General features: G+C 63.3%; 18 protein-coding genes. 5 read left to right on the top strand and 13 right to left on the bottom strand.

What is annotated here, in order from left to right; translation table 11 throughout:
- The first annotated feature begins 127 nt into the window (after positions 1-127).
- From ACXAG6_RS07465 to ACXAG6_RS07450, 4 genes are all read left to right on the top strand, one after another.
- On the top strand, positions 128-2,095 hold the full coding sequence (locus ACXAG6_RS07465) for a protein meaA (protein WP_475336607.1): 1,968 nt from the start codon (positions 128-130) through the stop codon (positions 2,093-2,095).
- Between the two features lie 207 nt (positions 2,096-2,302).
- Complete coding sequence (locus ACXAG6_RS07460) at positions 2,303-2,617, top strand: H-NS histone family protein (RefSeq protein ID WP_475336605.1); 315 nt, start codon at positions 2,303-2,305, stop codon at positions 2,615-2,617.
- Between the two features lie 59 nt (positions 2,618-2,676).
- Positions 2,677-3,384 carry a purine-nucleoside phosphorylase gene (deoD, locus tag ACXAG6_RS07455; protein WP_475336602.1) on the top strand — a complete coding sequence of 236 codons (708 nt, stop codon included), beginning with the start codon at positions 2,677-2,679 and terminating at the stop codon, positions 3,382-3,384.
- Between the two features lie 12 nt (positions 3,385-3,396).
- Positions 3,397-4,380, top strand: a complete 984-nt coding sequence (locus ACXAG6_RS07450) for an aldo/keto reductase (protein WP_475336600.1) — start codon at positions 3,397-3,399, stop codon at positions 4,378-4,380.
- Positions 4,381-4,459: 79 nt separating this feature from the next.
- Here the strand turns inward: ACXAG6_RS07450 and ACXAG6_RS07445 are convergent, their stop codons facing one another.
- Positions 4,460-5,308, bottom strand: coding sequence for an urea carboxylase-associated family protein (locus tag ACXAG6_RS07445; protein WP_475336597.1), 849 nt, complete (start codon positions 5,306-5,308; stop codon positions 4,460-4,462).
- Positions 5,309-5,516: 208 nt separating this feature from the next.
- Between ACXAG6_RS07445 and ACXAG6_RS07440 the strand changes: the two genes are divergently transcribed.
- Positions 5,517-6,041 (top strand): hypothetical protein, encoded by a 525-nt coding sequence (locus tag ACXAG6_RS07440; RefSeq protein ID WP_475336595.1) that lies wholly within the window; start codon positions 5,517-5,519, stop codon positions 6,039-6,041.
- 9 nt (positions 6,042-6,050) lie between these two features.
- Here ACXAG6_RS07440 and ACXAG6_RS07435 read toward each other — a convergent pair whose 3' ends face one another.
- The 12 genes from ACXAG6_RS07435 to ACXAG6_RS07380 form a co-directional block, all read right to left on the bottom strand.
- Positions 6,051-6,701, bottom strand: coding sequence for a hypothetical protein (locus tag ACXAG6_RS07435; RefSeq protein ID WP_475336592.1), 651 nt, complete (start codon positions 6,699-6,701; stop codon positions 6,051-6,053).
- 92 nt (positions 6,702-6,793) lie between these two features.
- Positions 6,794-7,573 carry a succinate dehydrogenase iron-sulfur subunit gene (locus ACXAG6_RS07430; RefSeq protein ID WP_475336590.1) on the bottom strand — a complete coding sequence of 260 codons (780 nt, stop codon included), beginning with the start codon at positions 7,571-7,573 and terminating at the stop codon, positions 6,794-6,796.
- An 11-nt stretch (positions 7,574-7,584) separates the two neighbouring features.
- On the bottom strand, positions 7,585-7,911 hold the full coding sequence (locus ACXAG6_RS07425; protein ID WP_475336587.1) for a succinate dehydrogenase: 327 nt from the start codon (positions 7,909-7,911) through the stop codon (positions 7,585-7,587).
- Positions 7,912-7,914: 3 nt separating this feature from the next.
- Positions 7,915-8,733: a sulfotransferase domain-containing protein gene (locus ACXAG6_RS07420; protein WP_475336586.1), complete on the bottom strand. Its 819-nt coding sequence runs from the start codon at positions 8,731-8,733 to the stop codon at positions 7,915-7,917.
- Positions 8,733-9,488 carry a hypothetical protein gene (locus ACXAG6_RS07415; RefSeq protein ID WP_475336584.1) on the bottom strand — a complete coding sequence of 252 codons (756 nt, stop codon included), beginning with the start codon at positions 9,486-9,488 and terminating at the stop codon, positions 8,733-8,735. The genes ACXAG6_RS07420 and ACXAG6_RS07415 overlap by 1 nt, the downstream gene beginning before the upstream one ends.
- A gap of 42 nt (positions 9,489-9,530) precedes the next feature.
- A complete protein-coding gene (gene sdhA / locus ACXAG6_RS07410; RefSeq protein ID WP_475336581.1) occupies positions 9,531-11,336 on the bottom strand; it encodes a succinate dehydrogenase flavoprotein subunit in 1,806 nt (601 codons plus the stop codon).
- A gap of 50 nt (positions 11,337-11,386) precedes the next feature.
- Positions 11,387-11,971, bottom strand: a complete 585-nt coding sequence (locus ACXAG6_RS07405; RefSeq protein WP_475336579.1) for a hypothetical protein — start codon at positions 11,969-11,971, stop codon at positions 11,387-11,389.
- Positions 11,972-11,980: 9 nt separating this feature from the next.
- Entirely contained in the window at positions 11,981-12,352 is a 372-nt protein-coding gene (gene sdhD, locus ACXAG6_RS07400; RefSeq protein ID WP_140013295.1) for a succinate dehydrogenase, hydrophobic membrane anchor protein, read from the bottom strand.
- Between the two features lie 12 nt (positions 12,353-12,364).
- Positions 12,365-12,751: a succinate dehydrogenase, cytochrome b556 subunit gene (gene sdhC, locus ACXAG6_RS07395; RefSeq protein WP_140013294.1), complete on the bottom strand. Its 387-nt coding sequence runs from the start codon at positions 12,749-12,751 to the stop codon at positions 12,365-12,367.
- A gap of 280 nt (positions 12,752-13,031) precedes the next feature.
- Positions 13,032-14,066 carry a MaoC family dehydratase gene (locus ACXAG6_RS07390; RefSeq protein ID WP_475336577.1) on the bottom strand — a complete coding sequence of 345 codons (1,035 nt, stop codon included), beginning with the start codon at positions 14,064-14,066 and terminating at the stop codon, positions 13,032-13,034.
- Positions 14,066-14,269 carry a DUF1737 domain-containing protein gene (locus tag ACXAG6_RS07385; RefSeq protein WP_475336575.1) on the bottom strand — a complete coding sequence of 68 codons (204 nt, stop codon included), beginning with the start codon at positions 14,267-14,269 and terminating at the stop codon, positions 14,066-14,068. The genes ACXAG6_RS07390 and ACXAG6_RS07385 overlap by 1 nt, the downstream gene beginning before the upstream one ends.
- A gap of 4 nt (positions 14,270-14,273) precedes the next feature.
- The gene (locus ACXAG6_RS07380; protein ID WP_475336573.1) at positions 14,274-14,834 is read right to left on the bottom strand and encodes an NnrU family protein; all 561 of its coding nucleotides are present in this window, start codon (positions 14,832-14,834) and stop codon (positions 14,274-14,276) included.
- Positions 14,835-14,843 lie beyond the last annotated feature (9 nt).

The raw sequence follows: 14,843 nt of genomic DNA, 5'->3' as shown, positions 1-14,843 counted from the left end.
CGCGGTTGGGGGGAATTGCAGCATCCCTGCCCTCGCCGCGTTGCAGCGAATTGACAATGGTATATTCTTTCGTCAGAAACACGCCGAACGGAATATTCTTGCTCAACCGATTCATCGGAGGCCCATCATGTCGCAACCGCAGCAAAAAGACCGCCCATGGCTGTTCCGGACCTATGCCGGGCACTCCACCGCCAGCGCCTCCAACGCGCTATACCGCGCCAACCTCGCCAAGGGGCAGACCGGCCTTTCGGTGGCCTTCGACCTGCCGACGCAGACGGGCTACGACAGTGACGATCCGCGCGCCAAGGGGGAAGTGGGCAAGGTGGGGGTGCCGGTGGCGCACCTGGGCGACATGCGGGCGCTGTTTGCCGATATTCCGCTGGAGCAGATGAACACCTCGATGACGATCAACGCCACCGCGCCGTGGCTGCTGGCGCTCTATATCGCGGTGGCCGAGGAGCAGGGAGCGGATGTGTCGAAGCTGCAAGGGACGGTGCAGAACGACATCATCAAGGAGTACCTGAGCCGTGGCACTTATGTGTGCCCGCCCAAGCCCTCGCTTAAGCTCATCACCGACGTGGCGGCCTACTGCTACACCAACGTGCCGAAGTGGAACCCGATGAACGTGTGTTCCTACCACCTGCAAGAGGCAGGGGCGACGCCGGAGCAGGAGCTGGCCTTTGCGTTGGCCACGGCGATTGCGGTGCTGGATGCGCTGAAGGGGCAGGTGCCGGAGGAGGACTTTCCGGTGCTGGTGGGGCGGATCTCGTTTTTCGTGAACGCGGGCATCCGGTTTGTGACCGAGATGTGCAAGATGCGCGCCTTCGTGGACCTCTGGGATGAGATTTGCCGGGAGCGTTACGGGGTGGAAGACCCGAAGATGCGGCGCTTCCGCTATGGTGTGCAGGTAAACAGCCTTGGGCTGACCGAGCAGCAGCCGGAGAATAACGTTTATCGTATTCTCATCGAGATGCTGGCTGTGACGCTGAGCAAGAAGGCGCGGGCGCGGGCGGTGCAGCTTCCGGCGTGGAACGAGGCGCTTGGCCTGCCGCGCCCGTGGGATCAGCAATGGTCGCTCCGGATGCAGCAGATCATGGCTTTTGAGACCGACCTGCTGGAATATGGCGACCTGTTTGATGGCAACCCGGCGGTCGATGCCAAGGTGGAGGCGCTGAAGGAAGGTGCCCGCGCGGAGCTGGCGCAACTCGATGGGATGGGCGGCGCCATTGCCGCGATCGATTACATGAAGGCGCGGCTGGTAGAGAGCAATGCCGAGCGGCTTGGCCGGGTGGAAACCGGCGAAACCGTGGTGGTGGGCGTCAACCGCTGGGCCGAGGGCGAACCCTCGCCGCTGATGGGCGAGGATGGCGGCATCATGACGGTGGACCCGGCGGTTGAGGCCGACCAGATTGCGCGGCTTCAGGCGTGGCGGGCGGGGCGCGACAGTGACGCGGTGGCCAAGGCGTTGGAGGCGCTGCGCGCGGCGGCGCGGGCGGGCGACAACGTGATGGAGCCCTCGATTGCCGCGGCGAAGGCGGGGGCGACCACGGGCGAATGGGCCGGTGCGATGCGGGCCGTGTTTGGCGAATATCGTGGGCCGACCGGCGTGGCGCGGGCGCCCTCCAACCGCACCGAGGGGTTGGACGAGATCCGCGAAGCTGTCGACTTGGTATCAGACCGGCTTGGGCGGCGGCTGAATTTTCTCGTTGGCAAGCCGGGGCTGGATGGCCACTCCAATGGGGCCGAGCAGATTGCCTGCCGCGCGCGTGATTGCGGGATGGATATTGCCTATGAGGGCATTCGCCTGACGCCCGAAGAGATTGTGGCCGCCGCGCAGGAACAAGAGGCGCATGTTGTGGGCCTGTCGATCCTTTCGGGTAGCCATTTACCGCTCATTACCGAAACGCTGGAAAGAATGCGGGAGGCCGGACTTTCGCATATTCCGCTGATTGTGGGCGGGATCATTCCGGATGAGGATGCCAAGGCTTTGAAAGACATGGGCGTTTCCCAAGTGTATACGCCAAAGGATTTTGAGCTGAACCGGATCATGATGGATATCGTCGCACTGGCCGAGCCGCAGGAAGCGGCTGCCTGAGATTGGTGCGCGAGGGCGATTGGCCGGAATTCCCGGGCGAAATGGCTCTTGGACCTCTGACACTTTCATTTCATTTTTAATCCGATTATGGTGGGTTCTTGCGGGCTGCCTGTATTTTTGGGCGCCATTTAACGTTCCCGCGCAACCACTCACACGATAACCGGAACAACTAGGAAGGGTTTCATAATGGCCGTAAGCCTCAAGGGGATGAACCGCAAAGAGCTGGAAAAGCTGAAAGCGGATGTGGAAAAGGCACTGGAAAAGGCTGCCGAAGAAGATCGCAAAGCTGCGAAAGCTGCTGCGGAAAAGGCCGCGTTGGCCCATGGGTTCAGCCTTGATGAATTGACCGGCGGTGCGGCGAAACGCGGCCGTAAGGGCGCCAAGGCATCGGGCCCGAAAGGCGCGCCGAAATACGCCAATCCTGACGACAAGAGCCAGACGTGGACTGGGCGCGGCCGTCAGCCCGCCTGGATCAAGTCGGGCCTTGAGGCGGGAAAGTCGCTTGAGGATTTCGCTATCTGAGCCAACTTCTGTGCGGGGCGGACAGAAGAGCCGCCCTCTGACAGACAGAGGGACAGCGCATGACATTGCATATCGGCGCAAAGCCGGGCGAGATCGCCGAGGTGGTCTTGCTTCCGGGAGATCCGTATCGTGCCCGCTGGGCGGCAGAGACCTTTCTTGAAAAACCCAAGTGCATCAACGAGTTGCGCGGCATGCTGGGCTTCACCGGCACGTGGCGCGGCCATGCGGTGACGATCCAGGGCAGCGGCATGGGGATGCCTTCGCTGTCGATCTACGCAAATGAGTTGATCCGCGATTATGGAGCGAAAACGCTCATCCGCATCGGCTCCTGCGGAGCGATGCAGGAGGCCGTTGCGGTGCGGGATGTGGTGCTGGCCATGACGGCGAGCACGCTTTCGACCCCGTCGCGCGGGATATTTCGGGAATTGAGCTTCGCGCCCTGTGCCGACTGGTCCCTGCTGCGCGCAGCGGCCAAGGCAGCTGAGGCGAAATCTATCACGACCCATGTTGGCGGCATCTATTCGTCGGATGTGTTTTATGACGAGCGCCCCGATCTGAACGAGCAAATGGAGCGGCACGGAATTTTGGCCGTCGAAATGGAGGCGGCCGAACTTTACACTCTTGCCGCCCGCTACGGTTGCAGGGCGCTTGCCGTGCTTACCGTTTCTGACCATCTGAAAACCCATGAAGCGCTTCCGAGTGATGCGCGCGAAAAGACTTTCGGCGATATGGTCGAAATCGCGTTGGAAGCAGCCTTTCCTGAATAAAGGACTCAAGAAATGAAGAAACGCAAACTTGGTGCGAACGGGCCAGAGGTTTCGGCAATCGGCTTGGGCTGTATGTCATTTGCTGGTTTTTTTGGCGAAACCGATCTGGAAACCTCTGTCGCCTGCCTTGATACCGCATGGGCTGCCGGGATCGACTTTTTGGATACGGCGAACATTTATGGCATGGGCCGTTCGGAGAGCGCGATTGGCGAATGGCTGAAGGGCACCGATGCGAAGCCGGTGATTGCCACCAAAGCCTCTATCGTGCCCAAGCCGACGCGGCACTATCGCAATGACGAAGACCACCTGCGCAGCGAGTTGGAAAAGAGCCTTGAGCGGCTGGGCGTGAGCAGCGTTGGCCTGTTCTACGCCCATCGGCGAGAGCAGGAGCGGCCGGTGGAGGAGCTGGCTGAAACCATGGCCAAGTTTATGGAAGAAGGGCTGATTGGGGGCTACGGGCTGAGCGAAGTGGCACCCTCCACCATTCGCCGCGCTCATGCGGTGAAGCCGGTGATGGCGGTGCAGAACGAATATTCGCTCTGGTCGCGCCAGCCCGAGATGGGGGTGATACAGGCCTGCAAAGAGCTGGGCGTGGCTTTTGTGCCGTTCAGCCCGCTGGCGCGCGGCGAGTTGAGCGACACGGTGCCTAACCCCGAGACTATGGCCGAAACCGACTTCCGCAAGAACAACCCGCGCTGGCAGGAGCCCAACCGCAGCTATAACCAGAAAGCGCTAGACGGTTTCCGCACCTATGCCGCTGGGCGGGGCGTGCCAACCTCGAAGCTCGCGATGGCTTGGGTGCTGGGCCGCGGCGATCATCTTATCCCGATCCCCGGCACGCGCACGGGCGCGCATTTGCAGGAATGGGTGGACGCCGCCGAGATGGAGCTGACGGCGGAGGATTATGCCGAGATCGAAGCGATCCTGCCGGTAGGGTTTGCCCATGGCGACCGCTATTCGGACACGCAGACTATTGGAGTTGAGCGCTATTGTTAGCGGTGGGTTTCACCCACCCTACAGCCAACCGCCACGTTTCCGCAGGTTGTAGGGTGGGTGCCAACCCACCAATCGACGGTCACGCTCCATGGCTGCCGTCATAGCCGTTGACCGACGGGCTCTCCCAGCCTTCCAGCGCAGCGGGGGGCGGCGCAAAGACCTCGCAAAGCAGCGGGTAGCACTGGGCGGTATCAGAGCTATGCTCTGCGCCGCAGTCGCCGCCCGGGCAGGCGGACAGGCCGGCGAGCAGGTCGATCTCGGCGAAGAGTTCGATGTAATCGCCTTGCCGCGCGGGCGTGGCCTTCATGAAATACTGGCCGGTGTCGGCAGTGAAGCCGGTGCACATGAAGACGTTCAGGACATCGTGCACCAGAGGCTCGGCACCTTGGATGCCCTCCCCCGTCCATGCGGCGAGAGCGCGGGTGAGGTTGGAGTGGCAGCAGTGGTGGTAAAGCCCCCCCGTCAGCAGGGTGTTGGTGTAGGGGTCGCAGCGGGTGCCGATGACATCATGCACCCGGCCACCGAATTCATCTGCCCCATACCAAGCGAGGCTGTCGGCGGTGAGGGTGGCCATGGGGCGAAGCGTGGGGAAGGATGCCCACATGCGATCGCCCGTGGTGATATGCGTGCCATGAAGTGCCCGGGTTTTGCCCGAGTAGAAGCGCTCGGAAAGATTGGCGAGGTTCCACAGATTCAAATCGCCCACCTGCCCGCCCTCCGGGCAGGAAATGCGCAGGAACTGCCCGGCCCGCACCGGAATGCAGCGCGCCTCGCGGGGCGGCACAAGCTCTTCGCCGGTTTTGCGGGCCTGCGCGCGGGCACGGCTGTATAGCCCAAGGTCCGGCTGCGGCAGGCTGTTCGGCGAATAGCAAATGACCGGCGGCACCGCGCGGGCGGCCTCGGCATAGTCGGGCTCTTGTGTGCTCATGATGGGGCTCAGGGGATTGTGACTGCTCGGCGTGACTGTAAGCAGACAGTTGCGCCCAGCGAAAGGGCACGGGCGCAGCAGGCTGCGCAATCGGCGGGCATTAACTGGATTTCAAGGTAACAGGGGGATGACAGGGCGGAAGACAGCGGTCTAGGGTGGGGTTGAGCACGTACGACCCAACACCCGAATGGCAGTCAACGGAGGTATAATGCTTCTGCCCGCACTTGGTTCCGTCCTCTCCGCAATTTTTTTGTCCGGGCCTGTCGATGCCCCGCCGGAGGTGCCCGCCGAGGTGATCCCGGCCTACGCAACGGCCAAGCTCATCAGCCCCGAGCCACATTCGGGCGACTTGAAACGCGGTTTTCTCAACGCCCTGAACAAGCAGTATCCGACGAACAACTGCCCTTCTGGCTTTCGCTCCAACCTGCGCAAATTTCCCGAGGTGGAGATTTGTGTGACCTACAGCGACTTTCGCGGGGCCTGCAAACGGCTGCGGGAAGATGCCTTCAATTGCCATATGGCCTTTACCATTGGCGTTGCCTCCCCCACCCATCCGGGCGTGTTGGGCAAGCTGAAAAAGACCACCACCGAGATTGAACGGGAAGACCTGATCTTTACCCACGACTGGCGCGGCTGGCGCTGGCAGGCGGAAGGCGATGCGGTGGACGCGCTGGTGCCTGCCGAGTTTCGGGGCCGTCAGCCATTTTCACGCGAAGAGGCAATGCGGCACTGACTTGCGCGCTCAGGGCTGGCGCGGGCAGACCATGCGGTGCGGCGGCGCGTCTGTGTTTTGCGAGACTGTCGGCGGGATCTCGTCCCAACGCATGTGCTGGTAGCTCCAGACCCGGGTAACATCATCTTGCTGAGACAGCGCGTGGACCTCGAAGTTATACTCGCGCCTCGGGTGGCGCAGGCTCCACGAAAAGCTGTTGCGCATGAAGGCAGTGGCCCCATGCTTGGCCGCTTCGGCACACATCGCCCGGCGGCTTGTGAGCTCTCCTGCAACGACCATCGCCAAAGTGCCCGCAAGCAGCGCAACACCTAATGCCCAAACGGGGCGGGCACCGCGCCATTTGAGAAAAAGCGATCCGCCCACGCCAGCGAGGAGAAAGCCACCGAGTGCCCAAGGCATCAGCTCGGCGGCGAGCGCAGGAGCACGCAGGATGCGGCCCATCAGAAAGAGCGCGGAGGGCGGGAAGGCGGCCCCGGCAAGCGCGATCAGGGGGCTTCCGGCTAATGTGCCTGCCAGCAGGGCAAAGCCTGAGAGTTGAACAGCGATGCGCCCTGCCCTGCCCCGCGCGCCTTGATGGCGCAGTCCGGCACAGAGCCAGAGCCAACCGGCTGCTCCGGCGAGCCATGCCACGACGGCGCAGGCAAGGAGCCAGAGGATCACGGCGCGTTAGACGAAAGGCGCAACCGTCGGCGTCACGGGAGTGGTGCGGGCCGTGCCCTGACCACGCCCCACGGCGCTGACGGCAAGTCGCATCACACCACCCGCTCGACCATCATGCCCTTGATATGCGCGATGGCCTTGGCCGGGTTCAGGCCCTTGGGGCAGGTCTTGGCGCAGTTCATGATGGTGTGGCAGCGGTAGAGCTTGAAGGGATCCTCAAGGTCGTCGAGCCGCTCGCCGGTGGCCTCGTCACGGCTGTCGATGATCCAGCGGTAGGCGTGGAGCAGGGCGGCGGGGCCGAGGTAGCGATCGGAGTTCCACCAGTAGCTCGGGCAGGCTGTGGAGCAGGAGGCGCACATCACGCATTCATAGAGGCCATCGAGCTTTTTACGGTCTTCGATGCTTTGCTTCCACTCTTTCTCGGGGCGCTGCGTCTTCGTCTCCAGCCAAGGCATGATGCTGGCGTGCTGGGCGTAGAACAGGGTGAGATCAGGGATGAGATCCTTGACCACGGGCATGTGGGGCAGCGGGTAGATCTTCACGTCGCCCTTGATCTCGTCCATGCCGTAGATGCAGGCCAGCGTGTTGATGCCGTCGATATTCATCGCACACGACCCGCAGATGCCCTCGCGGCAGGAGCGGCGGAAGGTGAGCGTGGGGTCGATCTCGTTCTTGATCTTGATCAGCGCGTCCAGAACCATCGGGCCGCATTGGTCCATGTCGATAAAATAGGTATCGACCGCCGGGTTTTTGCCCGAATCCGGATCGTAGCGGTAGATCTGGAACTTGCGAACGTTCGTCGCCCCTTCCGGCTTGGGCCAGGTTTTGCCGGTGGTGATGCGGGAGTTTTTGGGAAGGGTGAGTTGGACCATGGATCAGGCTCCTATCCGTTCAATATCAGCGGGAGGCCTTCCCGCGTGATGCATTCGATGGCGTCCGGGCGTTGCGCCACGGCCACGACGATTTCGGTCGAGCGCGGGGAGATGCCGGTGGCGGCCTCCTGCGCGATGGTCGAGATTTCGCCGGCGGTCATATTGTCGATCAGGCATTCGGTCACCAGATCGGGCGGCACGCCGGGCAGCTTTTCAACAACGATGGGGCGCACCACGCTTTTGGCCGCCTGACGGGCGACCAGATCGGCGGGGTTCACATCACAGGCCGCCAACGAAAGGGCGGCCAGCGCGATTGCGATCTTGGAGGTTCGGCTCATGGTTCAGCCCTTTCCGGCGGCGGCTTGCGCGGCGGGTTCGGCAGCGCCGTCAACCTGCGACAGCCAGCTGTTGTCTTGTTCATAGCCCAGCGCCGCAAGGTCGGCCCCGTAGCGTTCAGCGTAAACCTCCGCCACGGCGGGCGGCAACTCGGTTTGCCAGCGCTTGAGCGCACCTTCGCTTGCAACATGGCCCATGAGGTGGCGGGGGCGATCATCCATCTTGGCCATGCCACCGAAGAGAGACTGCTCCCAGAAGGCCTTTTTGGCGGTTTCGAGCTCTTCGCCCTCAAGCCCGAGGTGGGCCATCGCAGCGCCGAAGAGGGCGCAATCGGTATCTTCGATGAGGTCTTCGTATTTCAATTCAAAGATGCGCGGATCGCCCCAGGGCCAGGCGCGCATTTCTTCCACGGTTTCGCGGTGCTTGCCGTCCATCTCGAAGAGCAGCTTGGCCTCGTCGTCTTGCAGCGCGTTCAGGTGCTGCTGGTAGGTCTTGCCGCCGAGATCCTCGCGCGGCTCATGCAGCCATTTCTCGCCCTGCTTGGCGGCAAAGTGGTGATAGACGCAGCCCGAAAGCATGATGTCTCGCGGGTCGCGGATGACATGGACAAAGGCAACGTCGTCTCGCGCCCAGAGGTCAGGCGGGAAGTAGCCCGCCCAGTTGACGAGGAAGGCGCGGCCCTCGGCGGGCACCTTCCACATTGCCTCGTCGCGCCAGATGCCGTGCCAATCGAGATCGAACGCCCAACCCATGGCCTGAATCGTGCGACGCATCCAGACGGTGCCGGACTTGTGGTGGGTGGCAAAGCACATCAGGCGAGCCATCAGCGGGTGGCCCCCACGGGTTGGCCCCGGCCCTGCACTTTGAGCGCATAGGTCCAGATTTCCTCGGCCACGTGGGGCGGGTTCTGGCGGGTGAAGCCACGGAAGATGGTTTCCTCGAAGCGCACCTCGCCCAGCCAGCCCGCCGCGCGGGGCAGGCAGACGGGGGTGATGCCCCGCTCGAAGCACCAGCGGGCCAGGCGCACGTCGACGAACTTCTGGCTGCCGGCCATGTAGCTGTGCAGCGGAAAATCCTCACCGCGCATCACCGCCGCATTGGTGGCGATCTGGTCAACCACGGAGGGCTTTTCCAGCGCCTCGTAGAAGCGGAAGGGCTTGCGGTAATCGGCGATGTTGACCGGCTTGTAGCGCAGGTATTTCAGCAGCTTGCTGGGCGCGAGGCTGAACTGCGGCTCGTAGTAGAGCGAGCCGTGGTAGCCGCCGAGAAACTTGCCCGGCCCCAGCGCCTCCATCGCGGCGATGGAGTTGGCCACGAAATCGGGCGGGTAGATCATGTCGTCGTCGATCATGAACACCCAATCGGCCCCGCTCACATCGGGGTAGAACTTGCCCACGTCCTTCTGGTCTTCATCGGGGATGATCTGGGCGATCTTTTCCTCGCCCGCGAAGGCCTCCAGCGGGGCGTCATACTGGTTGAGCACAATGTTCAACCGGTTGACCTGCGGCAGGATGGCCGCGACCACATCAGCGAGGTTGCTCTCGCGCGGCGGATAGGTGGCGAGGTTGGCGACGATCATGCCGCCCACCGGGATATGGTGCCCTGCCTCATCACGAATGCCTCAATAGACCCGCGCCTTGGGGGCGATCTTCTTGAGATCGATGCCGCCGTCTTCGTGCTTGGAGAGCGGGTCGAGGTGCACGGGGCGGTAGCTGAGGTTCACCCCGTTGCCCTCGACGGTGGCGAGGGAGTGCTTGCGCCACTCGTTGTCGTCGCGGTCGGGGTAATCCTCGTGGGCGTGGGCCCCGCGGCTTTCCTTGCGGGCCTCAGCGCCGACGATGGTGGCGAGCGCGTTGGGCATGAGGTTGGTCAGCTCCAGCGTTTCCATCAGGTCGGAGTTCCAGATGAGGGAGCGGTCTGTCACCTTGATTTCGTCCATCTTGGCGGCCACGGCCTTCATCTTCTCCACGCCCTCGGCCAGCGTCTTGTCGGTGCGGAACACCGCCGCATCGGCCTGCATGGTGCGCTGCATCTCGTCGCGCAGATCGGCGGTGGAGATGGAGCCATCGGCGTGGCGCAGCTTGTCGAAGCGGTCGAGCGCGGCGTCGACCGAGGCGGTGTTGAGGTCGGGGTTGGCGCTGGCCGGGTCCACCACCTTTGCGGCGCGGATCGCGGCGGCGCGGCCGAAGACCACGAGGTCGATGAGGCTGTTGGAGCCGAGGCGGTTGGCGCCATGCACCGAGGCACAGCCCGCCTCGCCCACGGCCATGAGGCCGGGCGCGATGGCATCGGGATCATCCGCCGTGGGGTTCAGCACTTCGCCCCAGTAGTTCGTGGGGATGCCGCCCATGTTGTAGTGCACGGTGGGCAGCACCGGGATTGGCTCTTTCGTCAGGTCCACCCCGGCAAAGATGCGGGCGCTCTCGGAGATGCCGGGCAGTCGCTCGGCGAGGGTTTCAGGCGGCAGGTGGTTGAGGTGGAGGAAGATGTGATCCTTCTCCTTGCCGACGCCCCTGCCCTCGCGGATTTCCATCGTCATGCAACGGCTGACCACGTCGCGCGAGGCGAGATCCTTGTAGGTCGGTGCATAGCGCTCCATGAAGCGCTCGCCTTCGGAGTTGGTCAGGTAGCCGCCCTCGCCGCGCGCGCCCTCGGTGATGAGGCAGCCGGAGCCGTAGATGCCGGTGGGGTGGAACTGGACGAACTCCATATCCTGAAGCGGCAGCCCAGCGCGGGCGGCCATGCCGCCGCCGTCGCCGGTGCAGGTGTGGGCGGAGGTGGCGCTGAAGTAGGCGCGGCCATAGCCGCCAGTCGCCAGCACCACCATCTTGGCGCGGAAGACGTGGATCGTGCCGTCATCCAGCTTCCAGCAGACCACGCCCTGGCAGGCACCGTCATCGCCCATGATCAGGTCGATGGCGAAATACTCGATGTAGAATTCGGCGTTGTGCTTGAGGCTCTGGCCGTAGAGCGTGTGCAGGATCGCGTGGCCGGTGCGGTCGGCCGCCGCGCAGGTACGCTGCACGGGCGGGCCTTCGCCGAACTCGGTGGTGTGGCCGCCGAAGGGGCGCTGGTAAATCTTGCCCTCTTCGGTGCGGGAGAAGGGCACGCCGTAGTGCTCCAGCTCGTACACCGCCTTGGGCGCCTCGCGGGCGAGATATTCCATCGCGTCGGTGTCGCCCAGCCAATCGGAGCCCTTCACGGTGTCATACATGTGCCACTGCCAGTGGTCGGGGCCCATGTTGGAGAGGCTCGCGGCAATGCCACCCTGCGCCGCCACGGTGTGCGAGCGGGTCGGGAAGACCTTGGTGACACAGGCAGTTTTCAGCCCCTGCTCGGCCATGCCGAGGGTTGCCCGCAGGCCAGAGCCGCCTGCGCCCACAACCACCACGTCATAGGTGTGCGTCTCGTATTCGTAAGCTGCCATGGTCTCGTCCTTGCGGTTGTCTCGGGCGCTTTCGCGTCAGGTTGTTTCTACTATTCGAACCATGAGAGAACACCCAGCTCCACCTGCCCCGGAGCGAGGCCGGGGGAGCTGAGATCTTCCATCTGTTCGTAGCGCGCGCCGATGAGGGCGCTGAAGCTTTCGCCGCCGTCAGGCAGGAATGTGGAGTGAAGCGCGGCGCTGTCGACCCCGAAGTAGCGCGCCAGGCGTGCCAGTTCCTCGCCGTGCTGCGCGGGATCGTAAACCTGCGTTGCGGCGTATCTCAGTGTTGCCTCGCGGTAGCTGGCCGGATCAGCGAGGAAGGCGAGAGACAGGATTTCGCCGTCGAAATAGGTTGTGACCGACCAGGTGGCGAAGTCCTCTTCAACGAGGTGGTGATAGGCCGGGCCGGCCTGTGCAAGCTGCTCAAGCGTGCCGTCGGTTCCGAGCATGATCCAATGCGGCTTGGCGAGCCCAGCCCAGACAGCCTCTGCCAGCTCCCTGTCTTCCCCGGCGTCTCCAGAGAGTTCGTAGAGCGGCAGGCTTGCAGAACCCACTAACAGCACGATCTGCGCCTCTAGCGCCGAGAGAGTCTCGGCGCTGGTTTGCAGTTGCATGTAGTCAGTAAATTCAGACATTGCCGCCCCTTAGAGCGCCAGCTTGATCAGTGCCAGAACACCGGCGGCGATCAGCACCCAGGTTCCGGCGGCGACGGCCATCAGCAGCAATTTTCCAGCGACGCCGTGCACGTAGTCTTCTACCGCCTCGTCGATCTCCATCTTGATGTGCAGCAGCCCCATGGTGAGGCCGATGCCCAGCGCTAGGGCGACAAAGGGGTTGGCGAAATAGCTCTGCACCTCGTCAAAGCCGCGGCCCAGCCCGGCGCCGAAGATGAAAACGAAGAGCGGCACGAGGATGACGAGGCTCAGCGAGCTTGCCATCATCTTCCAGTGGTGTGCGGTGCCCTCGGAGCCAGAGCCGAGGCCGGTGGCGCGTTTGCGGTCGGTGATGAATTTCATCGTCTCTCTCCCTTACACCACGATGGCCGTGAAGAGCGCCAGAACGGTGGCGCCGATGAACATGCCCCAGCCGAGCTTTTCGGAGATCGGGACTTCAAGGCAGTAGCCGAAATCCCAGATCACGTGCCGAAGGCGGCCGAGCATGTGATACCAGATCGCCCAGCTGGCGAGGAACATGATGATATCGCCGATGAAGCTGGTCATCAGCCAGTTGATCCAGTTGAAGGCAGGCTCCGAGAAGGCCGCGGCCAGAAGCCACCACACCACGAGAAAGGCGGTGCCGAAGGAGGCAATGCCGGTGATGCGGACCATGATCGAGGAGATCGAGGTGATCTGGGGCCGGTAGTACGGGCCGATCATGAAGGGCGAAAGCGGGCGGTCCCGGTTCATATCTGCCATGAACGCTCTCCTGTTGGGCGCTGTCGCGGTGCGAGTGGCCGGACGCGGCGCAGTGGGTGGCGTGCCGCGCGGGTGGCCGTGCGGGCGTGCTGCGCCTTTCCATTGGCATTTTTCGTCGGGGGAGTCACGGGTTAAACCGATGAAAATCGGCCGGAGTTTGGGCGCTAACAGAGAGTTTTCTTCGGCTTGTGATCACGAATTTCCGGCGCGTGATCACAAATCCAGGGGTTCTGGCCCGGCTTTGCCCGTCGCTCCTCAACCACCCTCACCGCTTAAGTTTCTACCTCGGGATCAGTGCCCAGTAGTCGAGATCGAGCAGAACGTGGGGGAGGTATTTGCCGTCGTCGCCCTTCAGCTCACCGGCCCGGGTTTTGGCACCTTTGACCGCCACGAGCCGCAGACGCAGCGCGCCGATGTCTTCGGTCAGCGCCGCAGTGTCGAGCACCTCCGTCCAGGCGCGCACTGTGTCACCCGCGAAGCAGGGGTTGGCATGGGCGCCGCCGTTGATCGCCACCAGCATCTGCGCATTGGCCAGCCCGTTGAAGCTGAGCGCGCGGGCCAGCGAAATCACGTGGCCGCCGTAGATCAACCGCTTGCCGTCTTCGCGGTTGGTGGCATCGAAATGCACCTTGGCGGTGTTCTGCCAGAGGCGCGTCGCCAGCATGTGCTCGGCCTCCTCGATGGTGACTCCGTCAACATGGTCGATCACCTCACCCTCAGCATAATCGCCCCAGCGGTGCGGCTCACCGGCGGCGGTGAAGTCGTAGTCGGCAAAGGTGAGCCCTTCGGGGATCACCAGATCCTGCGGCGCTACGACCTGTGCCAGCTCGGGGATCGTGGTTTCGGGTGCGGGGGCATCTAGGTTGCCTTTGCGCACCATCACCCAGCGAACGTAGTCCAACACCGGCTCGCCAAGCTGGTCGCGCCCGGTGGTGCGCAGGTAGACCACGCCAGACTTGCCGTTGGAATTTTGTTTGAGCCCGATCACCTCGGACTCGCTGCTCAGTGTATCCCCCGCATAGACAGGCTTCAGCCAACGGCCTTCAGCATAGCCGAGGTTGGCCACGGCGTTCAGCGAGATATCGGGCACGGTTTTGCCAAAGACCACGTGGAAGGTGATGAGATCATCCAGCGGCGAGCCTTCCAGCCCGCAGTTTGCCGCGAACACATCGGAGGAGTGCAAGGCATGGCGGGCCGGGTAGAGCGCGTGGTAGAGCGCCCGCTCGCCTTCGGCCACCGTGCGCGGCACCGCATGGCGGATCACCTCGCCCAGCCTGTAGTCTTCAAAGAACCGGCCCGCGTTGGTTTTGCTCATCAGTGCGCCCCCAGCTTGGTGTCCGGCGTGTAGGTGCCCTCGACCTCCTTGATCACGGCCTGACCGCAGCGCATCACACCGTTGGAGGCGTCAAAACTGTATTGCGGGTCGCCATGCAGCACCCAGCCCTTGTTCAGCGCATCGGTGACTTTGTGGCAAAAGGCCGATGTGTCGTCTTCGGTGAGAAAGCGGTAGAGTTTCATAGAGTTATCCAAACACAGGGTAGCCGAGCAGGCCGTGGATCCAGCCGATCAGGCCGAGCAGCAGGATGGAAATGGCAAAGAACATCGCATCCTTGGCGATGGAGCCTTTCGGCGGCGGAGTCCACTCCGGCTCGGCGCGGTTGATGACCGCCATTTCCACCAAAGCCCAGACGAGCAGCGCGCCAAAGAGGATCATAGTGGCGAGGTCGCCGTTGACCAGCAGGTGGGCGAAGGCCCAGAGCGCGAAGCCGAAGAGCATGGGGTGGCGCATCTTGTAGAAGAGCGCGCCCTTGGAGGGGCCGGGCGAGGTGAAATAGAGCGCGACGAGCACCAGCAGGTTGTTGAGGTGGCGCAGCCAATAGGGCGGATACCAGATGTCGGGCGACGCATCGGCCATGCGGATGCCGAAGGTCATCAGCACGACGGAGGCGATGAGGGCCAGTGCCATTGCTCCCTTGCCGCCATTGCCCATAGCCGCGCGGCGCTCTGGCGCGATGCGCTTGAAGAGGTGGGCGAGCCACCAGAGCGCAAGGCCGGCGATCAGGAGTGTGAGCGGGAGTGCCATCTGGGTATC

The organism is Vannielia sp. ABF1_015, assembly GCF_056160745.1.
This window is presented reverse-complemented; position numbering and strand designations above follow the sequence as displayed.